Below are 23,396 nucleotides of genomic sequence, written 5' to 3' on the forward strand. Positions count from 1 at the left end.
TCTTCAGCTCGCCAGGCGGTGGTCGAATAGTACTTCGCAGGTCGCTTCGATATCGACGAACAGGGCCACTGCCGTCTCGACGCCGATGACCAGCGGCGGGCCGAGACGCTCGGTGACGATACCGCCACGGCGCAGCAGGCGCTCGATCGCGGTGGTGGTGACCGTGACATAGCGTTCGATGCCGCGTTCATGACCGAAGCGCAAGATGGCGGCAAAGGATTCCATGGTCATTTGCGAGAAGCCGAAATGGTTGCTGCCGCCGGTTTCGATGGCAAAGCGCGACAGCTCCCAGATGTGCTCGTCGCTTGGGGCTTGCTGGCCATGCAACAGTTGCGGGAACGAATCTTTCAGCATGTAGGGGCCCTCGGTCGGCAGCAGGCGCCAGCAGCCGCGCAAGATGCCGCCGCGCGAATCGCGCATCATCATGTAGTGCGGTTCGAGCGCGTCGTAGCCGTCGATTTCCATACCTGACAACACGGGGACCTCCCAGCCGAGCCGGCCCTGGAACACTTTTGCGCGCAGCGCATGCATCTCCCACAAGTCACGCGACTTGAATTCGCGCCGTGCTGCGATGTCGATTTGCAGTGCCATGTTGTTCTCCCTGGTTATTGACGCAAGAAAATATGCGTTGGGCATAAGATTCATGCAATTCGGGCAGGAAAGTAACTAGCAGGTTTGCTAGGTGGCTACAAACGGTTACGGTGGAATACTAGGTTTTTGACCCGCATAACCAGGAGAGACGCCATGCCCAACGACTACATCAGCGAATCCATGCTTGCCCGCCCAGGCTTACAGCCGACCATGATGCCGATGCCGCCGCGCCCGGCGCACGTCGACCTGCGTCAATTCCGCATCAGCAAACGCGAGAGCCAGGAAAAGTTCTGGGGCCGTTTCGGCGTGACTCAATCGAGCGGTAGCCGCTTTGAAACCGGCCTGGCGATCCCGCAGCCAGTCGCGATCCTGTTGAAGCTGTACGTGAACGGTAAGCTCAACGATGGCGATCTTCAGGGGTAAGTAGTCCGAGGGCGATCGCCTTGACGACCGCCTGCTGGCGTGTGTTGACGTTGAACTTCTGACGTACGTTAGCCAGGTGAAAGTTGACGGTCGCTTCCGAACACCGGGTGATCATCGAGATCTCCCACGAGGACTTGCCTGCCATGACCCAGTTGAGCACCTCGAGCTCGCGCCGGGTCAGGCGCGGAACCGCTTCCCCACCCGTCGGCTGCTGCGAAAACGGCAGCGACGAGGCAAAGGCATAATCGCGCATCAGGGACAAGGAGCCCATGTTGCGCGCGACTTCCTGCGAAAATTCATCACCTGGCGCGGCGTCCGATGCCAGGCTGAGCATGCCCACTTCCCCGTTCGGACCATGGATCGGCAGCGTCACCCCGGTCCGGATCCCGTAGCCGGAAGCATCTTCATATAGCGCCCGTCCCTCCTCGGTGGAAAAGGTCTCCGGCTCCCAGATGAAGGGCAAGGTACTGGTCAGGCAATGGCCAACTGTCGGATCGACATAGGCCAGGCGCTCCGCGTCGTAATGATCGCGCCATTCAGTCGAATAATTACTTTGTAGAAAAGCTTGCTCGAACTGGGTATGCCGCGAGTGCACCACTGCGAACAGCACCTGTTCGAAGCCGAGCGAGCGCGCCAGGCCGAACAGGGTCTGACGCCATGAATCGGCATCCTTGGACTGCATCAGCTGCACGAGTTCCGCAGTCTCGACCATAGTGCTCGCTCTTCCATTGAATTCAACTTGTCTATACTAGTGGAAAACAGCCCCACGAGCATGCGTGGTGGCAATTTTATCAAGCTTCAGCAGGGTATGGACATGTATTTGCTGTAGTAAATGCGCAACGAGTCCTGGTTAAGCCCTTTTAAATCGTGCGCGCCGGAAACAAAATTTCAGATACCCTTCCCTGCTGCGATTTAACATTCCCGCAGTGCAAGTTTTATTCTCGCTGCGGCGCTTGACTTGATCCCGCACAAGAGTATCGTTCCATACTTTCCGTTTAACAGTTTCCTGGCGCGAAGCCATTCCGGCGCGCGCACAAGAATATTGCTCCATTTTCCAAAACGAGGATTACAAGTCGATGAACACAATGACCGACATGGCCGAACAGCTGGACGTCAAACTCCTGCTCGCTACGCTGATGGCCCTGAAAAAGGGTGACTTCTCGGTGCGCATGCCTTCGGACTGGACCGGTGTGTCCGGCAAGATCGCCGATACGCTGAACGACATCATCGAAACCAAGTCGAAGATGGTGGAGGCCGTGACCGAAGTGTCGCGCGTCGTCGGCCGCGAGGGCCACCTGACCCAGCGCGCCGACGTGCCGGGCGTGGTCGGCGGCTGGAGCACCCTGATCAGCTCGGTCAATTCCCTGATCGACGACCTGGTGCGTCCGACCACGGAAATGGCGCGCGTCATCGGCGCCGTGGCAAAGGGCGACCTGTCCCAGACCATGGCGCTGGAAGTGGACGGCCACCCCTTGAAGGGCCAGTACCTGCGCGCGGCAACGACCGCGAACACGATGGTGGAACAGCTCTCCTCCTTCTCCTCCGAAGTGACGCGCGTGGCGCGAGAGGTCGGTACCGAGGGTAAACTCGGCGGCCAGGCGCAGGTGAAAGGCGTCGCGGGTACCTGGAAGGACTTGACCGACTCGGTGAACTCGATGGCGGGTAACCTGACTTCCCAGGTGCGTAACATCGCGGAAGTGACGACCGCCGTGGCAAACGGCGACTTGTCGAAGAAAATTACCGTCGACGTGCGCGGCGAGATCCTGCAACTGAAGGACACGATCAACGTCATGGTGGACCAGCTGCGTTCCTTCGCATCCGAGGTGACGCGCGTGGCGCGCGAGGTCGGTACCGAGGGCAAGCTGGGCGGCCAGGCTTACGTGCCGGGCGTGGGCGGTACCTGGAAGGACTTGACCGACAACGTGAACTTCATGGCGTCGAACCTGACGGGCCAGGTGCGTAACATCGCGGCGGTGACGACCGCGGTGGCGAACGGCGACTTGTCCAAAAAGATTACCGTTGACGTGAAGGGCGAGATTCTCGAACTGAAGAACACGATTAACGTCATGGTGGACCAGCTGTCCTCCTTCGCATCCGAGGTGACCCGTGTGGCACGTGAGGTGGGTACCGAGGGCAAGCTGGGCGGCCAGGCGCAGGTGAAGGGCGTCGCGGGCACCTGGAAAGACTTGACCGACTCGGTGAACTCCATGGCGGGTAACCTGACGGGCCAGGTGCGTAACATTGCGGACGTGACCACCGCCGTGGCAAACGGCGACTTGTCCAAGAAGATTACGGTGGACGTGAAGGGCGAGATTCTCGAGCTGAAGAACACGATCAACGTCATGGTCGACCAGCTGAACTCCTTCGCATCCGAGGTGACCCGTGTGGCACGGGAAGTGGGTACCGAGGGCCGCCTGGGCGGCCAGGCGAACGTGCCTGGCGTTGCGGGTACCTGGAAAGACTTGACCGACGGCGTGAACTCGATGGCGGGTAACCTGACCGGCCAGGTGCGTAACATTGCGGACGTGACGACCGCGGTGGCGAACGGCGACCTGTCGAAAAAGATTACCGTGGACGTCAAGGGCGAGATTCTGGAGCTGAAGAACACGATTAACGTCATGGTCGACCAGTTGTCCTCCTTCGCATCCGAGGTTACGCGGGTTGCGCGTGAAGTGGGTACGGAAGGCAAGCTGGGTGGCCAGGCCTATGTGCCGGGCGTGGGCGGTACCTGGAAGGACTTGACCGACAACGTGAACTTCATGGCCTCGAACCTGACAGGCCAGGTGCGTAACATCGCGGCGGTGACGACCGCGGTGGCGCGTGGTGACTTGTCGAAGAAAATTACCGTGGACGTGAAGGGCGAGATTCTCGAACTGAAGGACACGATCAACGTCATGGTCGACCAGCTGTCTTCCTTCGCATCCGAGGTGACCCGTGTGGCACGTGAGGTGGGTACCGAAGGTAAGCTGGGCGGCCAGGCGAACGTGTCGGGTGTCGCGGGTACCTGGAAAGACTTGACCGAGAACGTCAACCAGCTGGCGGCAAACCTGACCAACCAGATGCGCGCGATCGGCGAGGTGGCAACGGCCGTGACCCGTGGTGACTTGTCGCGTTCGATTCAGGTCGAAGCGCGCGGCGAGGTGTCCTACCTGAAGGACAACATCAACGAGATGATTCGTAACCTGAAGGAGACCACGCAGAAGAACGCGCAGCAGGATTGGCTGAAAACCAACCTTGCGCGCTTCACGCGACTCCTGCAGGGCCAGCGCGACCTGGGCGCGGTGACCAAGCTGATCCTGTCGGAGCTCGCTCCGCTGGTCTCGGCGCACCACGGCGTGTTCTACATGATGGATTCGCAGGAGCTTGACGCCCGCCTGCGCATGATCGCGAGCTATGGCTACCGATCCAACCGCAAGCTGCCGACCTCCTTCCTGCCGGGCGAAGGCCTGGTGGGCCAGTGCGCGCTCGAGAAAACCCGCATCTGGCTGACCGACGTCCCGCGCGATTACATCGTGGTCTCGTCGGGCCTGGGTTCGGCGCCGCCGAACAACATCGTCGTGCTGCCGATCCTGTTCGAACAGCAGGTCAAGGCGGTCATCGAGATCGCCTCGCTCGACCGCTTCACCGAAACCCACCTGTCCTTCCTCGACCAGCTGATGGAGTCGATCGGCGTCGTGTTGAACACGATCGAGGCGAACAGCCGTACCGAATCGCTGCTGACCCAGTCGCAGTCGCTGGCGCAGGAACTGCAGCAGACCAACCAGGAGCTGGCCGAAAAGGCGCGCCTGCTGTCCGAGCAGAACATCGAGGTGGAACGCAAGAACCGCGAAGTGGAACAGGCCAAGCTGGCGCTGGAGGAAAAGGCGACCCAGCTGGCCCTGTCCTCGAAGTACAAGTCCGAGTTCCTCGCGAACATGTCGCACGAACTGCGTACGCCTTTGAATTCGCTGCTGATTCTGGCGCAGCAGCTGTCGGATAACCCGGAAGGCAACCTGTCCGGTAAACAGGTGGAATTCGCGAAGACCATCCACGGCTCGGGTTCGGACTTGCTGACCCTGATTAACGACATCCTGGACCTCTCGAAGATCGAGTCCGGTACCGTCACGCTCGACGTGTCGGAGTACCGCTTCGCCACCCTGCGCAACTACGTCGACCGCACCTTCCGCCACATGGCCGAAGCCAAGCACCTCGGCTTCCAGGTCGACCTGGCGGACAACCTGCCGACCGCCGTCATGACCGACACGACGCGCCTGCAGCAGGTCCTGAAGAACCTGCTGTCGAACGCGTTCAAGTTCACCAGCCATGGCCAGGTGTCGCTCAACATCAGCCTCGTCACCAGCGGCTGGACGGCCGATCACCCCCACCTGCTGCATGCGGACGCCGTGCTGGCCTTCTCGGTCAGCGATACCGGCGTCGGCATCCCGCAGGACAAGCTGCAGCTGATTTTTGAAGCCTTCCAGCAGGCCGACGGTTCGACCGCGCGTAAATATGGCGGCACGGGCCTGGGTCTGTCGATTTCGCGCGAACTGGCCCGCCTGCTCGGCGGCGAGATTCGCGTGGAATCGACCGTCAACATCGGTTCGACCTTCACGCTCTACCTGCCGTACAACCGCGCCGGCTTCATCAACTACGAAGCGACGCGCCAGCCGCAGCCGGCCCGCCTGGCCGCGCCTAGCGCGCCTGCGGCAGCACCGGTGATCTACACGGCTGCCCAGGTGGAAGAAAGCGGCGTGGCCACCATCGAGGTACAGGCACCCGGTGCCACCGGCCTCGTGGAATACGCCTCGATGCTGGACGACCGCGGCCTGATCGCCCCGGGCGACCCGTCGGTGCTGATCGTCGAGGACGACGACCGCTTCGCCAAGACCGTGCTGGAATTCGCCCGCGAGAAGAACTTCAAGGGCATCGTCACCCACCGCGGCGACTCGGCGCTGTCGCTCGCCCGCGATTACCTGCCGTCGGCGATCCTGCTCGACATCGACCTGCCGGACATCGACGGCTTCACGGTCCTCGACCGCCTCAAGCGCGACCCGAGCACCCGCCACATCCCGGTGCACGTGGTCTCGGCCCTGCGCGAGCGCGAGCGTGCGCTGCGCCAGGGCGCGATTTCCTTCATCAGCAAGCCGGTGGAACGCGAGGCGCTGCAGGAAGAGTTCACCCGCATCCAGAAGTTCCTGGTCGGCGGCAAGCGTAGCCTGCTGGTGGTCGAGGACGACCTCGCCCAGCGCGAACTGATCGTCAACCTGATCGGCGATAACGACCTGAACATGGTAACCGTGGAGACCGGCAAGGCGGCGATGGAAGCGCTCGAGAGCAAGCACTTCGACTGCATGGTGCTGGACCTGACCCTGCCGGACGTGTCGGGCTTCGACCTGCTCGACCAGATCGGCAAGAAGGAAGCCCTGCGCGACCTGCCGATCGTGATCTACACTGCGCAGGAACTCTCGCGCAAGGAAGTCACGAAGCTCAAGAAGTATGCGAAGACCATCGTGATCAAGGATGCGCGTTCGCCCGAGCGGCTGCTCGACGAAACGGCGCTGTTCCTGCACCGCTCGCACGCATCCCTGCCTGAACTGCAGCGCAAGATGCTGGAAGAGATCCATGCGCTCGACGGCGGCCTCGCGGGCCGCAAGGTCCTGATCGTCGACGACGACCTGCGTAACATCTTTGCGCTGTCGTCCCTGCTGGAGCGCCAGCAGATGCAGGTGCTGTTTGCAGAGAACGGCCGTGACGGCATCGAGGTGCTGGAGAAGGATCCGACCATCGAGATCGTCCTGATGGACATCATGATGCCGGAGATGGACGGCTACGACACGATGCGCGCCATCCGTCGTATTCCGAAGTTCAAGTCGCTGCCGATCATCACCCTCACCGCGAAAGCGATGAAGGGCGACCGCGACAAGTGCATCGCCGCCGGCGCTTCCGACTACATCACCAAGCCGGTCGATGTGGCGCAGCTGCTGTCGCTGATGCGAGTGTGGCTGCATTGACCGCCTTTGCCGCTTTCGCGGCCTCGCTGGCGGTCGAGGAGCTGGAGATCGACTTGCTGCTTGAAGCCCTGTCGCAAAGGCACGGCTTCGATTTCCGCGACTACGACCGGCAGGTGGTGCGAAAAAAGCTGCTGGCGGTAATGGCCGCGCGCGAACTGAAGACCGTGTCGGCACTGCAGGAACGGGTGCTGCACGAGCCGGGCGCCGCGTCGAACGTGCTGCGTGCGCTCTGCGTGGCACCGGCCGCCCTGTTCGACAATCCGGACTGGGCGCGCCAGGCACGGGAAGTGCTCGGCGCCGCGCTGCGGCCGGTTGCCGTGCCGCGGGTCTGGCTGGACCGAGTGCGCCGGCGTGGGCGAAGCCTGGACGCTGGCAATCGTGCTGCACGAGGAAGGACTGCTTGCGCGCACCGAGATCTTCGCCACGGTGGCCAACGACGAGTTGCTGGCCGAGGTGCGTGAAGCGTCGATCGACGCGTTCGCGTTGCCGGCCTTGCAGGAGCAGTATGCCGCCAGCGGCGGTACCGCTGCCCTGTCCGACTATTTCGAGCTCAAGGACGGCCGCGCTGTCCTGCTGCCGCGCCTGCGTTCGCGCATCACCTGGGCGCAGTACAACCTGGTGACCGATGCCTCGTTCAACGAGTTCCAGGCCATCGTCTGCTGCCGCGCCCTGGCCGACTTCGGTCCGATGCTGCGCCAGCGCGTGCTGCGCCTGTTCTTCGAGAGCCTGTCGCGTTTCGGCGTGCTGGCGACCGATCGCGAACTGGCCGCGAGCGACGCCCACGCGGCGGCTTACCAGCCGCTGGGCGATGCGCCGGCCTGGTACAAAAGGGTGGGCTGACGCGCACGAACCGGTGCGTACAATGAAAACGGGCGGCAAGTGCCGCCCGTTTTTTTTCCGAACCCGCGTCCGCAGGTTTATTTGACCATGCGGATCGAGACCGGATAGCGGTAGGTCTCGCCATTGCTGGTCTTGACGGCGGCGACGATGGTCAGCACCAGGTTGGCCATCATGACGACCCAGAACAGGAGGATCCCGATCAGGACGAAGGTCAGGATGAAGCAGGCGAAGTAGGCAATCAGGACGGTGAGCTGGAAGTTCAGGGCTTCGCGCGCGTTGTCGGTCGTGAACTGGTCCTTCTCGTCTTTCTTGACCAGGTAGACGATCAGCGGCGCCAGCCAGCTGAAGAACAGGCCGCCAAGGTGGACCAGGATGGCGAGCGTCTTGTCGCCGCTCTGGACGGCAGGGGTCGTTGCATTTTCCATTGTTACTCTTTTCGAAGACATGGTGGTGGGTCGGCAGGGGCGGCTTGGCACCGTTTCCGACCTGCCATATCCTTGCCTCGACATCGACGGCCGCGATGCAGCCGCCGATTCATGCCGGATTATACGGTTAGTTTTCTTTCGGAAACTAACAGATTGTCACCACCAGATCGCTTTTCAAGGAATGCATGCCGCGCCGGTCACCATCGGGCGGCGTAGCCGCACCGCCTGCGTGGCCGCCGGCGCGCGACCGGGTTACCGCGACCGGGTTACCGCGACCGGGTTACCGCGACCCCATTGCCGAGGGACGCGCCGCGATGCGGTCGCGCCAGGCCTGCAGGTGCGCCATGCCCTCGTCGCCGGGGCGGAATTTCAGCAGGCCGCGGCCGAATTCGAGGGCGCAGAAAGCAGTGATGTCGGCGATCGTGAAGCGCGCGCCGGCGACATATTCCTGGCGCGCCAGGACCCCGTCCAGCCAGCGCGCGGTGATGCGCATCTTGTCGGCCTGGGCGCTGCCGAAGTCCCTGAACTGGGGCTGCTCGAGGGGCGCCAGGGCCGGATGGGTATGGCGCGCGCTGCTGGCTGTCTCCAGCAGCAGGTGCAGCTCCATGCGCCGGTCCGCCATTTCGATGAAGGCGCGCTCTTCGAAGTCGGCACCCATCAGGTTCGGTTCCGGATGCAGGCCTTCGAGGTAGGTGCAGATCGCGCGCGTTTCGCTGAGCACGCGGCCATCGTCGAACTCCAGGGCCGGTACGCGGCCGAGCGGGTTCTTCGCCAGGAAGCGTTCGCTGCGCTGTTCGCCGGCGAGGATATCGACCATTTCGGTATCGATGCCGGTGATGTCCTTTTCCAGGATGAACATGCTCACCCGGCGCGGGTTCGGTGCATGGCTGCTGATGTACAGTTTCATGGGTCTCCTTCGGGTTGGTGTGCTCGGGGTTGCGACTTCCGGATCATAGCGGCAAAACGCCCGCGCGGACGACAGGAAGCTTAACAAGTTGACATGTGCGGTCTTTGGCAGCAGTATCCCGGTCTGCCGATGGCCGCCGGAGCGCCGCCGTCACCGACCACCCTGACGAAAGAATCCCATGCAACGCCGCCTCATCGCTACCGCGCTCGCGCTCGCCTTTGGCCTGTCCGCCCTGCCCGCCTTGTCCACCCCCCACCGCGCCGGCGCCGGCCACTGGCGCCGCCGCCCAGGTCACCACCCAGCTGCCGCGCGGTGTGCGCCCCTGCACTACGATGTCGCGATCACGCCGGATGCAAAAAGCCGCGCGCTTCACGGCGCAGGTCAGGATCATTCTCGAGATCACGGCGCCGACGAACAGCATTACCCTGAACGCCGCCGACCTCGCGTTCGCGTCGGCGACGCTGACGTCAAGCAGGGCGCGTCGCTGACGGCCGCCGTCAGCACCGATGAGAAGGCGCAGACCGCCACCTTCCGCTTCCCGAAGGAGCTGCCGCGCGGACGCTACACGCTGGCGCTCGACTATGCCGGCATCATCGGCAGCCAGGCCGTCGGCCTGTTCTCGCTCGACTACGACACCCCGGGCGGCAAGCGCCGCGCCCTGTTCACCCAGTTCGAAAACTCCGATGCGCGCCGCATGATCCCGTCCTGGGACGAGCCGGCCTACAAGGCGAGCTTCGCGCTGCGGGCGACCGTCCCGGCCGGCGAGATGGCAGTCAGTAACATGCCCGAGCAGGCCCGCACGGCCCTGCCGGACGGCCGCGCCCGGTGCGCTTCGCCCCGACGCCGGCGATGTCGACCTACCTGCTGTTCTTCGCGCTCGGCGACTTCGAGCGCGCCACGACGACAGTCGACGGCACGGAACTGGGTGTCGTCACGCGCCGCGGCTCCCTGCCGCAGGCCGCGTTCGCGCTCGAATCGTCGGGCGCCATCCTGCGCGAATACAACGACTATTTCGGCGTGCGCTATCCGCTGCCCAAGCTCGACAACGTCGCCGGCCCGGGGCGCAGCCAGTTCTTCGGCGCGATGGAGAACTGGGGCGCGATCTTCACCTTCGAATACGCGCTGCTGCTCGACCCGGCCATCTCGACCCAGCGCGACAAACAGGAGATCTTCGCCACCGCCGCCCACGAGATGGCCCACCAGTGGTTCGGCGACCTGGTAACGATGCGCTGGTGGGACGACCTGTGGCTCAACGAAGGCTTCGCGTCGTGGATGGAATCGCGCATGACGGCGCGCCTGCACCCGGAATGGAACACGGCGCTCGACACCGTCAACGGGCGTGACGCTGCCATGCGCCGCGATGCCCTTGCCACCACCCACCCGGTGGTGCAGCATGTGGCCACCGTCGAACAGGCCAGCCAGGCCTTCGACGAAATCACCTACCAGAAGGGCGAGGCGGTGATCCGCATGCTCGAAGCCTATGTCGGCGAGGATGCCTGGCGCCGCGGCGTGCGCGCTTACATGCGCGAACACGCCTACGGCAACACGGCATCGAACGACCTGTGGCGCCAGATCGAACGCGCGGCCGCGCGGCCGGTGACGCAGATCGCCCATGACTTCACGCTGCAGCCCGGCGTGCCGCTGGTGCGCGTGGCTCTACCCGTCTGCAAGGGCGGCAAGATGACAATCGCCCTCGCCCGGGGAAGAATTCTCGCGCGACCAGCCGGGCCGCAAGCCGCTGTCCTGGCACGTGCCGGTGATCGCCGCCGCGGCCGGGACCGGGGAACAGGCGCGCACCGTGCTCGCCGCCGGCAAGGGCAGCCTCACACTGCCCGGCTGCGGCCCGGTCGTGGTGAACGCCGGCCAGAGCGGCTACTACCGCACGCTCTACGCACCCGCTGCGTTTGCCCCGCTGGCGGGACGCTTCGCGACGCTGGCGCCGATCGACCAGATCGGCCTCCTGGCCGATACGGGCGCTCGGTTTCGCCGGCCTGCAGCCCGCGTCGAACTTCCTCGACCTGGCCGCGGCCACGCCGCCGGGCGCCGCACCCCGGTGTGGGCACGCGTCGCCATCGGCTACGACGATCTGCTGGCGATGTACGGCGGCGACAAGGCCGGCAGCGCACGCCTGGCCAGCCACGCGATCGCGCGCCTGGCGCCGGTCATGGCGCAGGTCGGCTGGACTGCCAGCCCGGGCGAGGCGACGTCAACGGCCACCTTGCGCGAGCGCCTGATCGCCACCCTCAGCCACCTGGGCGACCCGGCCACGATCGCCGAGGCACGCCGCCGTTACCGCGCGATGGACAGCGACCCGCAGGCCGTGCCCGGCGCGCTGCGCAAGACCATCCTGGCCGTGGTCGCCGAACACGCGGACGGAGCGACCTGGAACGATCTGCACGCCGCCGCCCGCGCGGAAAAATCGCCGATGGTGAAGGACGCCATGTATATCCTGCTGGCCTCGCCGCGCGATCCGGCCCTGGCCGCACGCGCGCTGGCGCTGGCACTGACCGAGGAACCGGGGGCGACGAACGGAGCGGCGATGATCGATGCGGTGTCGCGCCTGCATCCGGACCTGGCGGTCGACTTCACGCTGGCGAACCTGGAGGCCGTCAACGCGCGCGTGGATGCGAGTTCGCGCAGCCGCTACGTGCCGACGCTGGCCGACGGGTCCGTCCTGCCGGCGACGGCGGACAAGCTGCGGGCCTACGCCGAGGCCCACATCGCACCGCAGGCAAGGCGCGATGCGGAGACGGCGATCGCCGCGATCGGCGACCGTATCAAGGTGCGCCGCGAGCGCCTGCCGGAGATCGACGCCTGGCTGGCGCGCCACGCAGTAAAGCCGCCCGCGGCGAACGCGGGAGCATGCGGCAGCGCGCTGGGGTGCGTGCTCCCGATGCGGGCGACGATGCGATCGCCCGCGCCCTGCCGCCATCGCGGCGCCGGGCCGCCCTTCGTCAGACCGCCATCTCCGCCTGGCGCGCGCCCATCCACTGCTCCAGCCGCGTCGCGCTGCCCGGTGCCGTGAAGGCCCAGCTTGGTGCGCCGCCACAGGATGTCGGCGGCGCCCCTCGCCCACTCGTGCGCCATCAGGTAATCGATCTCGGCCGCGTAAAGGCCGGGCAGCACTTCCTCTCGCAGGTCGGCCAGGCCATTGCAGCGTGCCAGCAGGGTATCGATGCGGGTGCCGTAGGCGCGCGCGTAACGCTCGAGCAGGCGCGGCGGCAGCCAGCGGTAGCGCTGGCCCCGGCGGCTGCGCCAGGCGTCGAATTCGAGTACGCCGCGCTTGTCGGGCCCGGCGCCGAACAGGTCGCCGCCCGGCAGGCAGGCTTGTGCGGTCCAGCCCGGCATTGGGCGGCCTGGTGCCGGGGCGAGCACGCCGGCCAGCAGGTCGACCGCCTCCTCGACCAGCTTGCGGCTGGTGGTGATCTTGCCGCCAAACACCGACAGCAGCGGCGCACCGTCGCGGTCGAGCCCGAGGCGATAGTCGCGCGTGGCGGCAGCGGCGCTGGCGGCGGCATCCTCGACGAGCGGCCGCACGCCCGAATAACTCCACAGCACGTCGGCGGGACTGATGGAACGCGTGAAATAGCGGTTCGCCAGCTGGCACAGGTAGGCGGTTTCCTCATGACTGATGGCGACATTGTCGAGTTCGCCCCGGTAATCGACGTCGGTGGTGCCGATCAGCGTGAACGCTTCCTCATAGGGCAGCGCGAACACGATGCGCCCGTCCGGGTGCTGGAAGATATAGGCATGCGGATGGGCGAACAGGCGCGGCACGACGATGTGGCTGCCCTTGATGAGCCGCAGGGTGCCGGCGGCGGGGACGGCGGTCGCGCCTTCCAGAAACGCGCCGCCCGGGGCCCGGTGGCGTTGACCAGGCAGCGCGCCCTGACCTGCAGGCGCCTGCCCTCGCCTTCCAGCACCACGTTCCAGTGGCTGGCCCCGCGCTGGGGCGGCCCGCAGCGGGTGCGGGTGAGCACGCGCGCTCCGCGCTCGCGCGCATCGAGGGCATTCAGGACCACCAGGCGCGCGTCGTCGACCCAGCCGTCGGAATACATGAAGGCACGCGTGAAGCGCGGCAGCAAGGGAGCGCCGGCGGGATGGCCGCGCAGCGCGATCGCATGCGAACCGGGCAGGAATTCGCGCGGCGCCAGGCGGTCGTAGAGGAAGAGGCCGGCGCGGATCAGCCAGGCCGGGCGCGCTCCTGCCCCCTTCTCGGCGTCGTGCGGCATGATAAAGCGCAGCGGGCGCATGATGTGGGGCGCGCTGCGCAGCAGGGTTTCGCGCTCGAGCAGGGCCTTGCGCACCAGCCTGAACTCGTAGTGCTCCAGGTAGCGCAGGCCGCCGTGGATCAGCTTGCTCGAGGCCGAGGACGTGTGGCTCGCCAGGTCATCCTTCTCGCACAGCAGCACGCGCAAGCCGCGCCCGGCGGCGTCGCGCGCAATGGCCGCACCGTTGATGCCGCCACCGACGACGAGCAGGTCGCAATCGTGGCGCCTGACAGCGCGGTCTCGTGCTTCTTCCAAGGCGTCCTCCTCAAGGTTCGCAACCGATCCAGTGTAGGCGTGCACGCTCGTGCCATCTTCGCATAGATCAAGCGCGGGCCGGCGGGGCGCATCGTCGTTCCCGGATGCATCACCGCCGCCGCCGGCCGGCACGCAGCCGCGGCGCCGGGCCGCTCCTGTGTAAAATGGGGCATGACGACTCCTGCATCTTGCCAACCATGACCCAGCAGCGCGCCTGGGTCCGCATGCCTTCCGGCAGGCGCCTCGACCTGTTGAACCCGACCCCCTTCGACTGGGAAGACGCCGACCTCGCCCTCGGCCTGGCCCGCACCTACCGCTGGGGCGGCCATTCGGCCTGGCCCTTGCCGCTGTCCGTGGCCCAGCATTCGATCAGCGTGATGCTGCTGGGGCGCGCCGCCCCGGGGGGCGGGTCGAGCCCCTGACCGAGCTGCGCGAACTGCTGCACGACGCCGAGGAAGGCCTGCTCGGCTTCGACGCCCTGTCCGTCATCAAGCCCTTCCCGGGCGAGGGTTTCCGCGCGTTGACGAAGCGGCTCGAGCACATGGTCTTCCTGCGCTATGGCTTGCCGTCCTGGACTGCGGCAGACCACGCCCGCCACAAGCGCGCCGACCGCCTGGCCGCCGCCAGCGAGGCGGTGCACGTGGCGGGCTGGTCGCGCGAGGAAGTGCGGCGCACGCTGAAGATCCAGGCGGCGGTGCTGGAAGAAGACCCGTTGGCGGCGGTGTATGGCGGCAGGCCCCGGGAACCCTGGCCGCCGGGGCTGGCCTGCGAGCGCTTCCTGGCCGAGCTGGGCCGTCTGATGCAGCTCGTGGGAGGGTCCGCCGATGGCGCATGAGGACGGCGGCATGGTGCATGAACACGACCTGGCCCGCGCAGCCGCGCTGCTGCGGTCGGCCAAAGCCCTGCTGGTCTGCGCCGGCGCCGGCATGGGAGTCGATTCCGGCCTGCCTGACTTCCGCGGCAACACCGGATTCTGGCAAGCTTATCCGGGGTTGCATGCCGCCGGCATCGCCTTTCACGAGATCGCCAACCCGGCCAGCTTCGCAAGCGACCCGCGGCTCGCCTGGGGTTTCTACGGGCACCGCCGGCACTCTACCGCGCAACGCGGCCGCATGCCGGTTTCGCCATCCTGCGCCGCCTGGGCGCGCGCGTGGACGGCGGCGCCTTTGTCTTCACCAGCAATGTCGACGGCCATTTCGGCCGCGCAGGTTTTTCAAGTGACGGTATCATCGAATGCCACGGCTCGATCCATCACCTGCAATGCACCCTGCCCTGCAGCGACGCCATCTGGCCGGCCGACGAGATCAATCCGGAAGTCGACACGGTGCACTGCCGCCTGCTTTCGCCGCTGCCACGCTGTCCGCAGTGCGGGGCGCTGGCGCGGCCGAATATCCTGATGTTCAACGACAGTGCCTGGATCGAGACGCGTACCGAAGCGCAGTATGCGCGCATGCGGCACTGGCGCAGGCAGGCCTGCGGACTGGTGGTGGTCGAACTCGGTGCGGGCGTCGACATTCCCTCCGTGCGCCGCATGGGCGAAGCCCAGGGAGCGCCGCTCATCCGCATCAACCCGCGCGCGCCGCAGCTGGACGGACATGCCGGCGTCGCGCTGGGGCATGGCGCGCTGGCATCGTTACAAGCGATAGAGAAATTGATTTAACTCAAACTAATCTGCTAAGCCCTTGATTTCATTGGTATTCGTTTGATATCCACAAGAAATGTGGATAAGTGTGTGGACAAGGGCCACTTGACAAGCGGGAAGTGCAGTAATGATGCGGGTTTCAACAAATTGCCCATTCCGAAGGCAAAATTCAAATCCTTGAAAATCAAGGACTTGCACGTGCACTGTTTTGGCACCTGCACTCCGCATCAGCAAATTCCTACAAAGTCCTACAACGGGGGATAAGTCAGCAGATCCGGTTGTCGGGCGCCGCAACCGCATGGCCTTGCGCGGCGCTTGTCTGCGCGCCACTCACTTCCACGCATTGCGGGCCCGGTCGCGTACCAGCATGCGCACGCTGTCGGGCATCGGCAGTGTCGACTTCGCCGTCTCCGCCGTGATCCAGACGCATTCTTCGAAATGCTTGAGCATGGCCGGCGTCACGAAGCGGGTGCGCGCCGCGTACACGTGGCGGTCGCCCATCTGCGCCTGCTGCTTGATGAAGAAGCGGTTCGGCACCACCAGGTGCAGGTGCTCCTTGGCGCGCGTCATCGCCACATACAGCAGGCGCCGTTCCTCCTCGATCTCTTCCGCACTGCCGGTGCTCATGTCGGACGGAATGCAGCCGTCGACCACGTTAAGCACGTGCACCGACTTCCACTCCTGCCCCTTGGCCGAGTGGATCGTCGACAGGATCACGTAGTCCTCATCGAGCAGTGGCGGACCGGCGCGGTCGCTGGTTGCTTCCGGCGGGTCCAGCGTGATCTCGGCGAGGAAGGTTTCGCGGGTGCCGTAGCCGCCGGCAAGCTGCACCAGCTGCTCGAGGTCGGCCGCGCGCACCGGGCGTCGTCGTGCAGGCGCTCCAGGTGCGGGGTGTACCACTCTTTGGCGAGCTCGAGGTCGGCTGGCCAGCGCAGCCCCGGCGTACGCAGGCGCCGGTACAGGGTCACGAAGGCATCCCAGTCGCCGCGGCATTTCGCCGGCACCTCGAAAGCGGCGACGGCGTCCGCCGCTTCCGGCGCCTCGGCCACCGCGTCGAGCAGGCGCGTGGCGGTAGCCGGCCGATGCCGGGGATGAGCTGGGCGACCCGGAAACCGGCCATGCGCCCGTTCGGATTCTGGGCAAAGCGCAGCAGGGCCAGCAGGTCCTTGATGTGCGAGGCTTCCAGGAATTTCAGGCCGCCAAACTTCACGAACGGGATATTCCGGCGCATCAGTTCGAGTTCCAGCGCCGCGCTGTGGCTGGCCGCGCGGAACAGCACGGCCTGGTTCGTCAGCTTGATGCCCGCGTCGCGGTGCTCGAGAATGCGCTTGCAGACCCAGCGCGCCTGCTCGGCTTCGTCTGGAATGAGTACCAGTTGCGGCAGGTTGCTGGCCGCCTTGTCGGTCCAGAGCGTCTTCGCATGGCGTTCCAGCGCCGCCGCGATCACGGCGTTCGAGGCGTCCAGGATGGGTTGCGTCGAGCGGTAGTTGCGCTCGAGCGTGATCACCTGCGCGCTCTGGCTGAACTGCCCGGGAAAATCGAGGATGTTGCGCACGGTGGCGCCGCGGAAGGAATAGATCGACTGGGCATCGTCGCCCACCACCATCACGCCCTCCCCGCCCGGCTTCATGCCGGTGATGATGGCCGCCTGCAGGCGGTTGGTGTCCTGGTATTCGTCGACCAGCACATGGTCGAACAGGGCGCCGAGTTCTGGCCCCAGTTCCGGATCGGCCGCCATCTCGGCCCAGAACAGCAGCAGGTCGTCGTAGTCGAGCACGTTCTGTTCCTGCTTGGCGTCGACATAGGCGCCGAACAGGCGTTTCAGTTCCGGTTCCCACTCGCTGCACCAGGGGAAGGTACTCTGCAGCACGACGTCGAGCGGTTCGCGCGCATTGACCACCCGCGAATAGATCGACAGGCAGGTGCCTTTCAGGGGAAAGCGCTTCTGGGTCCCGGTCAGGCCGATCTCGTGGCGCACCAGGCCCATCAGGTCTTCGGAATCGCCGCGGTCGTGGATCGTGAACGATTCGTCCAGGCCGATGCGGCCGGCATACTCGCGCAGCAGGCGTGCGCCGATGCTGTGGAAGGTGCCGGCCCAGGGCAGGCTGATGCTGCCGTCGCTCCTCGCCTTCATGACGCGTGCCAGCACATTGCCCGCGCGCCGCGTCATCTCGCCGGCGGCGCGCCGCGAAAAAGGTCAGCAGCAGGATGCGCTGCGGGTCGGCGCCGCTCATGATCAGGCGCGCGACCCGGTGCGCCAGCGTGTTCGTCTTGCCCGAACCGGCTCCGGCCACCACCAGCAAGGGACGGCTGGCGGCGGCCCCGATGTCATGCTCGACAGCGGCGCGCTGCTCGCGGTTCAGGCTGGCAAAAGGGTCGTCGCCGACAGCGGCGGGTTCGGGAAGGACGGCAGAGGACATGGATGCATGACAGTTGGGAAACCACGCAACTGTACATTTGTCCAGTGGAGGTCGGCAAGTGCATTTTACGACGATGGCCTTGCGCAATGTCGTGCAAACCACGCAGGGTGCATGAGCGCAGTTAAAGCGAAGTCGGACGCTTCTGCGCTAAGTCTTCGGAATTAAAGAACTTTTCCAGATATCCACAAAGTCTGTGAATAACTTTGTGGACAAGGCGGGACTTGACAGCCCGGAAGCGCGGCCGGATGCGGCTTTCAACAATTTGCCCAATCCGCGTGCAGAGCGCAAAACGCGAAAAATCAAGGACTTGCAGGTAGTTGTCCAGAAAGGTGGTGCAAGGCCGTGATGATAAAAAAAAGAAACATTTGTGTATAACCGCAGGACCCTACGTGACATAAAAATGTCTGTTTGATATCAGATTCTAGTTTCTTGGGGAAACTTTGTAGAACCGGACGGCCTTGGCGGGGGGCCGCGGCCCGCGGCACGCTGGTGCCCGGGCTCCGGCATCACGCGCGTGTCACGCCGGTACCGGCGCCGGCCATGCACGGATACGCGGCTGCCGGCATCGTGGAGCAACCCGGCCGAGCCGGCCCAGCGTGGCGCCGCGCGCCTGCGCCGCGCACTAGAATGGTCCCGTTGTCGACCCTACCTGCGAGGCACCCATGTCCACGACTCCCGAACCAGACCTGAACCCCGGCGACGAAGCCGCTCCCGGCACGCCCGGCGCCGGCGAAGACGTCTGCGAAGCCTGCGCCGGCAGCGGCAAGCTCGGCGACGGCAAATCCTGCCCCATGTGCGGCGGCAGCGGGCGCGTGATGCGCGGTATCGGCGGCGGTTGACCGCCATGGACCGGCACGGCGGGCAGGCGGGTCGCCTGATGCCGCACCCCTCGCCCACCCGCGCCCGGCCTCGCTGTCCGCGCTGTTCCTCGCCTTCACGCTGCTGGCCCTGCAAGGGTTCGGCGGGGTGCTGGCGGTCGTCCAGCGCGAGCTCGTCGAGCGGCGCGGCTGGCTCAGCCAGGAAGAATTCGTCGAGGATTGGGCCGTGGCGCAGATCATGCCGGGGCCGAACGTCGTCAACCTGTCGATGATGATCGGCGCCCGCTACTTCGGGCTGCGCGGCGCCCTCGTCGCATTGGCCGGCATGCTGGCGCTGCCGCTGCTGGTCGTGCTCCTGCTTGCCACCTTGCATGCACGTTTTGCCGGCAATCCCCAAGTAGCCGGCGCCCTGCGCGGCATGGCCGCCGTCTCGGCCGGCCTGATCGCGGCTGCCGGCCTCAAGCTGTCGCTGGCGCTGAAGCGCAATCCCCTGCCGCTGCCCTGGTGCGTGCTGCTCTGCGCGCTCGGCTTCATGCTGGTGGCACTGCTGAAACTCCCGCTCGTGCTGGTCCTGCTTGGCCTGGGCGGACCTGGCTGCGTACTGGCCTGGCGTCGCCTGGCCTGACGAACTGCCCATGGACACGACGCTGCACATCACCCTGAGCTGGCACGACTGGCTGAACCTGTTCTTCCACTACCTGCTGCTGTCGATGATGTCGCTTGGCGGCGCCATCTCGACGACCGCCGACATGCACCGTTTCCTGGTCGAGCAGCAAGGCTGGCTGACCCAGGCCCAGTTCAACGATGCGATCGCCATTGCCCAGGCGGCGCCGGGACCCAACGTGCTCTTCGTCGCCCTGATGGGCTGGCAGGTGGGAATGAACGCAGGCAGCCTTGCCGCCGCGTGGCTGGGCGTGGCCACAACCATGACGGGCATCCTGCTGCCTTCCACCATCTTCACCTACCAGGTGGCGCAGTGGGGCCACCGCAACCGCGAGCTGCGCGCCGTGCGCGCCTTCAAAGGGGGCATGGCCCCGGTCGTCATCGCGCTGCTGCTGTCGACCGCATGGATTCTCGCCACCGCCGGCGGCGCGGACAGCAACTGGCGGCTCTGGCTGCTTGCCCTGGGCAGCTGCCTGGTCATCTGGCGCACGCGCCTGCACCTGCTGTGGATACTTGCCGCGGGCGCACTGCTGGGCGCGCTCGGGATCGTCTAGCCTGCGCTGCGCGGTGCATGCCGAACTGGCATACTCCCGCAATCGACCACGACGGATCTTCCCATGCCACAGCTTCTCAGCGAACATGCCTGCTTCGGCGGATTGCAGCGCTTCTACCAGCACGATTCCAGCGCCATCGGCCTGCCGATGCGTTTTTCAATCTACCTGCCACCCGGCGCCGAGGGCCGCCCGCTGCCCGTGCTGTTCTATCTTGCCGGCCTGACCTGCACCGAAGAGACCTTCGCCATCAAGGCCGGCGCCCAGCGCGTGGCCGCCGAGGAGGGCCTCATCCTGGTCGCGCCGGACACCAGCCCGCGCGGCGCGCAGGTCCCGGGCGAGGCCGACAGCTGGGACTTCGGCGTGGGGGCCGGCTTCTATATCGACGCCAGCCAGGCGCCGTGGTCGCGCCACTACCGCATGGACAGCTACATTCTCGAACTGCGCGAACTGGTGCTGCGCGAATTCGGTGCCGACCCGGCCCGTTGCGGCATCTTTGGCCATTCGATGGGCGGACATGGGGCGCTGACGATGGCGCTGAAGCATCCCGAGCTGTTCCGCTCGGTGTCGGCCTTTGCGCCGATCGCCGCGCCGAGCCGCTGCCCCCGGGGCGAGAAGGCCTTCACGGGCTACCTTGGGGAGGACCGCGCCGCCTGGCGGGCGCACGATGCGACCGAACTGGTGGCAAGCGGCCCGGTGCGCTTCCCCGGCGGCATCCTCGTTGACCGGGGCATGGCCGACAAGTTCCTGCCAGAGCAGCTCCATCCGGACGCCTTCGAAGCGGCCTGCCGCGCCGCCGGCCAGCCGCTGACCCTGCGCCGCCACCCCGGCTACGACCACGGCTACTACTTCATCGCCAGTTTCGTCGAAGACCACCTGCGCTTCCACCGCCGCCAGCTCGGCTGAGCACACGGCGGCTGCGCCGGGCGCCAACCAGTCCCGGCGCAGCCGGCTGCCAGGTCACAGCTTGACCACGCTCGTGGCAAGCGGTTCCCGGTTGCCGCACCCTTCCTGCCCCTGCGCAAAGCTGCCTCCGCACGAGGGCAGCCCCCTTCCGCCCGCCTTGAAATCGCCGCCGCCCTGCCCTATAAATGAAGGGCGGCAGCCCGCCGCACACCATCCCAAACGTTCATTGCGAGGAAAGGAGGCCGATCATGAATCTCGTCAGGAGAGCGGGTACGCCACTGCCCGCATATCGTCCCGGTTCGTTCAAGGACGGCTTCGCCCGCCTCGTCGACAACATGTTCCAGGACTTCTTCGCGCCCCTGGCGCAAGGCGGCAATGCCATGGATGGCAGCACCGGCATGCCGCGCCTGGACATGACCGAAAGCGAACAGGCCTACGACATCCAGGCCGAGATGCCGGGTGTGGACAAGGAAGACCTGAAGGTCGCGATCGACGGCACGCGCGTCACCATCGAGGGAGAATGCCGCAAAGCAAACGAGCGGCGCGAGGGCGAAAACGTGGTGTATTCTGAACGCTCGGCACGCAAGTACGTGCGCAGCTTCACGCTGCCGACCGAGATCGACGATACCGCCGCGCAGGCCAGGCTGGAGAACGGCGTCCTGCACCTGACCCTGCCTAAAAAACAGGGCAAGGGGGCACGGCGGCTGGAGATCCACTAAGGTCAGGCGCGTGACGCCAGGCGCTGGCGGGCGCGACGCCATGCGCCGATGGGCGCGCCGCTGGGGGGCTGACGGGCGCGCCGATGGAGGCGCCATCGGCGCCACGGTCAATGCCGGCCACGGCCGGACGGAGCATGCGATGGCGGACCTTCCACGCTTCAGGAACCGCGCGCAGGCCGGCAAGCAGCTCGCCGGCGCGCTCGCGGCCGAGGTGCGCGGCTGCGACGCCATCGTCCTGGCCCTGCCCCGTGGCGGCGTGCCAGTCGGCTTCGCCGTCGCCATGACGCTCGGCCTCGCGCTCGACATCCTGATCGTGCGCAAGCTGGGGCTGCCCGCCCAGCCCGAGTTTGCCATCGGCGCCGTCGGCAGCGGCGGCGTGCGGGTGCTCCAGCCGGGCGTGCCCGGATTGATGGGCGTCACGCAGGACGAGGTCGAGGCGATCGCCGCGCGCGAATTGGCCGAGATCGGGCGGCGCGCCCGTCTCTACCGCGGCGAGCGACCCGAACCCGACCTGGCCGGGCGCACGGTGCTGCTGGTCGACGATGGCATCGCCACCGGCTCGACCATGCTGGCGGCGGTCGAGGTGGCGCGGCGCCGTCGCGCCGCACGCGTGCTCGTGGCGGCGCCTGTCGCGCCGCCCGCCACGCTGGCCAGTTTGCGGGCACACGCCGATGGGGTGGCCTGCCTGCTGGCACCGCCGCGCTTCTTCGCGGTCGGGCAATGGTACGAACGGTTCGACCAGACGAGCGACGAGGAAGTGCAGGATCTGCTGGCGATGGCCTGGCGCAGCCGGGCCACGGGCCAGATTGAAACGCAACCTAACCGAGAGGAACGAACATGAGCATGAACACGCGACATCCGACCACCACCGAAACCAATATCGAAGCGTCCGACCTGGTCAAGCTGCTCGGTGGCGCCGCCGCCGGCGCCCTCCTGATGTACATGCTCGACCCGGACCGCGGCGGTGCCCGCCGTGCCAGCTCGACGGCAGCGATCCGCAACGCGGGTTCGCGCACCGGCAGTGTGCTGGGCAATGCCGTCCATGGCATTGGCGAGCGCATCGGCCTGGCCGCGCGCGAAGCGGGCGACACCGCGAGCGACCTGTTGGGCAGCGCCGGCAGCACCGCGCGCGACTACATGGACGAAGCCGGTACGCGCACCAGCCGCATGCTGGAATCGGCCAAGCCGAACGGCTCGGCACGCCGCACCCTTGACGACACGATGGATTCCGCCTCGCGCATGGCCGGCTCGGCCGCCGACAGTGCCGACGCCGCCGCTTCCCGCCTGGGCCGCCTGGCCAGCCAGGCCGCCGGCAGCGTGATGGGCGCCCTCAACGTGCACGGCCGCGACGACCTCTCTTCCCTGCTGCGCAACCCGGCGGTGGTCGGCGGCGGCCTGCTCGGCCTGTTCGGGCTGATGCGCCGTTCGCCGGTAGCCGCGGCGCTGGGCCTGGCCGGCTTGGCGCTGGCCGCGCGCAGCGGCGGCGGCCAGGGCCTGTCGAACCTGCTGGGCCTGGGGGGCGGCCGCGGCCAGAGCATCGAGCTCGAAAAATCGATCCGCATCGACGCCTCGCCTGACGAGGTGTACGAACTGTGGAGCAACTACGAAAACTTCCCGCGCTTCATGTCGCACGTCGTCGAAGTGCGCGACATCGGCCGCCGCCGCTCGCACTGGGTGGTGCAGGGCCCGGCTGGCACCCAGTTCGAATTCGACTCCGTGCTGACCGAGCAGTCGAAGAACCGCCGCCTGGCCTGGCGCAGCGAACCGGGTGCCCAGATCCCGAACGCCGGCTCGGTCGAGTTCGAACCCTACCGCGGCGGCACCCGCGTCACCGTGCGCCTGTCGTACACGCCGCCGGCCGGCGTGCTCGGCCACGGTCTGGCATCGCCCCGGGCTCGGACCCGAAACGCCAGATGGACGACGACCTGGCGCGCATGAAGCACTTCATCGAGCGCGGCGTGATTCCGCACGATGC

At 66.3% G+C, this 23,396-nt stretch carries 19 protein-coding genes and 6 pseudogenes; 17 read left to right on the forward strand and 8 right to left on the reverse strand.

Features of this window, described 5'->3' with window-relative positions:
- Nucleotides 1–3: 3 nt before the first annotated feature.
- Entirely contained in the window at nt 4–591 is a 588-nt protein-coding gene (locus tag G4G31_RS18600) for an acyl-homoserine-lactone synthase (RefSeq protein WP_182988890.1), read from the reverse strand.
- Nucleotides 592–801: 210 nt separating this feature from the next.
- Here G4G31_RS18600 and G4G31_RS18605 point away from each other — a divergent pair, with 210 nt between their 5' ends.
- Entirely contained in the window at nt 802–1,014 is a 213-nt protein-coding gene (locus tag G4G31_RS18605; protein ID WP_229425635.1) for a helix-turn-helix transcriptional regulator, read from the forward strand.
- Here G4G31_RS18605 and G4G31_RS18610 read toward each other — a convergent pair.
- The gene (locus G4G31_RS18610) at nt 989–1,726 is read right to left on the reverse strand and encodes a LuxR family transcriptional regulator (protein ID WP_229425094.1); all 738 of its coding nucleotides are present in this window, start codon (nt 1,724–1,726) and stop codon (nt 989–991) included. The two genes, G4G31_RS18605 and G4G31_RS18610, sit on opposite strands and share 26 nt — an antisense overlap.
- Before the next feature lie 364 nt (nt 1,727–2,090).
- On the opposite strand from G4G31_RS18610, the gene G4G31_RS18615 reads away from it, so the two are divergent.
- The 3 genes from G4G31_RS18615 to G4G31_RS26760 are packed head-to-tail and all read left to right on the forward strand — an operon-like array spanning nt 2,091 to nt 7,844.
- Nucleotides 2,091–7,004, forward strand: a complete 4,914-nt coding sequence (locus G4G31_RS18615; RefSeq protein ID WP_182988892.1) for a response regulator — start codon at nt 2,091–2,093, stop codon at nt 7,002–7,004.
- Entirely contained in the window at nt 6,992–7,465 is a 474-nt protein-coding gene (locus G4G31_RS26755) for a hypothetical protein (protein ID WP_229425095.1), read from the forward strand. The genes G4G31_RS18615 and G4G31_RS26755 overlap by 13 nt, the downstream gene beginning before the upstream one ends.
- The gene (locus G4G31_RS26760; RefSeq protein WP_229425096.1) at nt 7,356–7,844 is read left to right on the forward strand and encodes a CheR family methyltransferase; all 489 of its coding nucleotides are present in this window, start codon (nt 7,356–7,358) and stop codon (nt 7,842–7,844) included. Before G4G31_RS26755 ends, G4G31_RS26760 begins: the two co-directional genes overlap by 110 nt.
- 77 nt (nt 7,845–7,921) lie before the next feature.
- Here G4G31_RS26760 and G4G31_RS18625 read toward each other — a convergent pair whose 3' ends face one another.
- Together G4G31_RS18625 and G4G31_RS18630 are read right to left on the reverse strand one after the other, a co-directional pair.
- On the reverse strand, nt 7,922–8,269 hold the full coding sequence (locus tag G4G31_RS18625) for a DUF4870 domain-containing protein (RefSeq protein ID WP_202033650.1): 348 nt from the start codon (nt 8,267–8,269) through the stop codon (nt 7,922–7,924).
- Between the two features lie 280 nt (nt 8,270–8,549).
- Complete coding sequence (locus tag G4G31_RS18630) at nt 8,550–9,176, reverse strand: glutathione S-transferase family protein (protein WP_182988894.1); 627 nt, start codon at nt 9,174–9,176, stop codon at nt 8,550–8,552.
- A 178-nt stretch (nt 9,177–9,354) separates the two neighbouring features.
- Between G4G31_RS18630 and G4G31_RS29420 the strand changes: the two are divergent.
- The 3 pseudogenes from G4G31_RS29420 to G4G31_RS26775 all read left to right on the forward strand — a co-directional run.
- Nucleotides 9,355–9,936 (forward strand): annotated as a pseudogene (locus tag G4G31_RS29420) (M1 family peptidase); the annotation flags it as partial.
- Nucleotides 9,937–10,025: 89 nt separating this feature from the next.
- Nucleotides 10,026–10,733, forward strand: a pseudogene (locus G4G31_RS26770) (M1 family metallopeptidase); the annotation flags it as partial.
- Between the two features lie 295 nt (nt 10,734–11,028).
- Nucleotides 11,029–11,883: pseudogene (locus tag G4G31_RS26775) on the forward strand (ERAP1-like C-terminal domain-containing protein); the annotation flags it as partial.
- 247 nt (nt 11,884–12,130) lie between these two features.
- Here the strand turns inward: G4G31_RS26775 and glpD are convergent.
- A pseudogene (glpD, locus tag G4G31_RS18640) lies at nt 12,131–13,702 on the reverse strand (glycerol-3-phosphate dehydrogenase).
- A gap of 188 nt (nt 13,703–13,890) precedes the next feature.
- On the opposite strand from glpD, the gene G4G31_RS29425 reads away from it, so the two are divergent.
- The 3 genes and pseudogenes from G4G31_RS29425 to G4G31_RS29435 all read left to right on the forward strand — a co-directional run bounded on the left by G4G31_RS29425 (nt 13,891) and on the right by G4G31_RS29435 (nt 15,362).
- Nucleotides 13,891–14,124, forward strand: coding sequence for a hypothetical protein (locus tag G4G31_RS29425; protein ID WP_374011260.1), 234 nt, complete (start codon nt 13,891–13,893; stop codon nt 14,122–14,124).
- Nucleotides 14,125–14,222: 98 nt separating this feature from the next.
- Complete coding sequence (locus G4G31_RS29430) at nt 14,223–14,537, forward strand: hypothetical protein (protein ID WP_374011261.1); 315 nt, start codon at nt 14,223–14,225, stop codon at nt 14,535–14,537.
- A 10-nt stretch (nt 14,538–14,547) separates the two neighbouring features.
- Nucleotides 14,548–15,362: pseudogene (locus tag G4G31_RS29435) on the forward strand (NAD-dependent deacetylase).
- A 312-nt stretch (nt 15,363–15,674) separates the two neighbouring features.
- On the opposite strand, the gene G4G31_RS29440 reads toward G4G31_RS29435, so the two are convergent.
- From G4G31_RS29440 to G4G31_RS29450, 3 genes and pseudogenes are all read right to left on the reverse strand, one after another.
- The gene (locus G4G31_RS29440) at nt 15,675–16,202 is read right to left on the reverse strand and encodes a 3'-5' exonuclease (RefSeq protein WP_374011262.1); all 528 of its coding nucleotides are present in this window, start codon (nt 16,200–16,202) and stop codon (nt 15,675–15,677) included.
- A gap of 106 nt (nt 16,203–16,308) precedes the next feature.
- Nucleotides 16,309–17,478, reverse strand: coding sequence for an ATP-dependent helicase (locus G4G31_RS29445; RefSeq protein WP_374011263.1), 1,170 nt, complete (start codon nt 17,476–17,478; stop codon nt 16,309–16,311).
- Nucleotides 17,479–17,536: 58 nt separating this feature from the next.
- A pseudogene (locus tag G4G31_RS29450) lies at nt 17,537–17,764 on the reverse strand (UvrD-helicase domain-containing protein); the annotation flags it as partial.
- 662 nt (nt 17,765–18,426) lie between these two features.
- Here G4G31_RS29450 and G4G31_RS18660 point away from each other — a divergent pair.
- The 7 genes from G4G31_RS18660 to G4G31_RS18690 all read left to right on the forward strand — a co-directional run bounded on the left by G4G31_RS18660 (nt 18,427) and on the right by G4G31_RS18690 (nt 23,359).
- Nucleotides 18,427–18,603, forward strand: a complete 177-nt coding sequence (locus G4G31_RS18660; protein WP_182988895.1) for a hypothetical protein — start codon at nt 18,427–18,429, stop codon at nt 18,601–18,603.
- 73 nt (nt 18,604–18,676) lie between these two features.
- Nucleotides 18,677–19,207 (forward strand): chromate transporter, encoded by a 531-nt coding sequence (locus G4G31_RS18665; protein WP_182991836.1) that lies wholly within the window; start codon nt 18,677–18,679, stop codon nt 19,205–19,207.
- A gap of 10 nt (nt 19,208–19,217) precedes the next feature.
- Nucleotides 19,218–19,799 (forward strand): chromate transporter, encoded by a 582-nt coding sequence (locus tag G4G31_RS18670; RefSeq protein WP_182988896.1) that lies wholly within the window; start codon nt 19,218–19,220, stop codon nt 19,797–19,799.
- Between the two features lie 63 nt (nt 19,800–19,862).
- Entirely contained in the window at nt 19,863–20,702 is an 840-nt protein-coding gene (gene fghA, locus G4G31_RS18675) for an S-formylglutathione hydrolase (protein ID WP_182988897.1), read from the forward strand.
- Between the two features lie 248 nt (nt 20,703–20,950).
- The gene (locus G4G31_RS18680; protein ID WP_182988898.1) at nt 20,951–21,421 is read left to right on the forward strand and encodes an Hsp20/alpha crystallin family protein; all 471 of its coding nucleotides are present in this window, start codon (nt 20,951–20,953) and stop codon (nt 21,419–21,421) included.
- A gap of 10 nt (nt 21,422–21,431) precedes the next feature.
- The gene (locus G4G31_RS18685; RefSeq protein ID WP_308621720.1) at nt 21,432–22,262 is read left to right on the forward strand and encodes a phosphoribosyltransferase; all 831 of its coding nucleotides are present in this window, start codon (nt 21,432–21,434) and stop codon (nt 22,260–22,262) included.
- Nucleotides 22,259–23,359 carry an SRPBCC family protein gene (locus G4G31_RS18690; protein ID WP_182988899.1) on the forward strand — a complete coding sequence of 367 codons (1,101 nt, stop codon included), beginning with the start codon at nt 22,259–22,261 and terminating at the stop codon, nt 23,357–23,359. The genes G4G31_RS18685 and G4G31_RS18690 overlap by 4 nt, the downstream gene beginning before the upstream one ends.
- Nucleotides 23,360–23,396 lie beyond the last annotated feature (37 nt).

It is taken from the genome of Massilia sp. Se16.2.3, from assembly GCF_014171595.1.
Classification (GTDB): Bacteria; Pseudomonadota; Gammaproteobacteria; order Burkholderiales; family Burkholderiaceae_D; genus Telluria.

What these genes read in the sequence shown, in the direction of transcription:
- G4G31_RS18615 (WP_182988892.1), top strand. Translation starts at nt 2,091, where the DNA reads ATGAACACAATGACCGACATGGCCGAACAGCTGGACGTCAAACTCCTG.
- G4G31_RS18630 (WP_182988894.1), bottom strand. Translation starts at nt 9,176, where the DNA reads ATGAAACTGTACATCAGCAGCCATGCACCGAACCCGCGCCGGGTGAGC.
- G4G31_RS18690 (WP_182988899.1), top strand. Translation starts at nt 22,259, where the DNA reads ATGAGCATGAACACGCGACATCCGACCACCACCGAAACCAATATCGAA.
- G4G31_RS18605 (WP_229425635.1), top strand. Translation starts at nt 802, where the DNA reads ATGATGCCGATGCCGCCGCGCCCGGCGCACGTCGACCTGCGTCAATTC.
- fghA (WP_182988897.1), top strand. Translation starts at nt 19,863, where the DNA reads ATGCCACAGCTTCTCAGCGAACATGCCTGCTTCGGCGGATTGCAGCGC.
- G4G31_RS18660 (WP_182988895.1), top strand. Translation starts at nt 18,427, where the DNA reads ATGTCCACGACTCCCGAACCAGACCTGAACCCCGGCGACGAAGCCGCT.
- G4G31_RS18600 (WP_182988890.1), bottom strand. Translation starts at nt 591, where the DNA reads ATGGCACTGCAAATCGACATCGCAGCACGGCGCGAATTCAAGTCGCGT.
- G4G31_RS18680 (WP_182988898.1), top strand. Translation starts at nt 20,951, where the DNA reads ATGAATCTCGTCAGGAGAGCGGGTACGCCACTGCCCGCATATCGTCCC.
- G4G31_RS18670 (WP_182988896.1), top strand. Translation starts at nt 19,218, where the DNA reads ATGGACACGACGCTGCACATCACCCTGAGCTGGCACGACTGGCTGAAC.
- G4G31_RS18625 (WP_202033650.1), bottom strand. Translation starts at nt 8,269, where the DNA reads ATGGAAAATGCAACGACCCCTGCCGTCCAGAGCGGCGACAAGACGCTC.
- G4G31_RS29445 (WP_374011263.1), bottom strand. Translation starts at nt 17,478, where the DNA reads ATGAAGGCGAGGAGCGACGGCAGCATCAGCCTGCCCTGGGCCGGCACC.
- G4G31_RS18610 (WP_229425094.1), bottom strand. Translation starts at nt 1,726, where the DNA reads ATGGTCGAGACTGCGGAACTCGTGCAGCTGATGCAGTCCAAGGATGCC.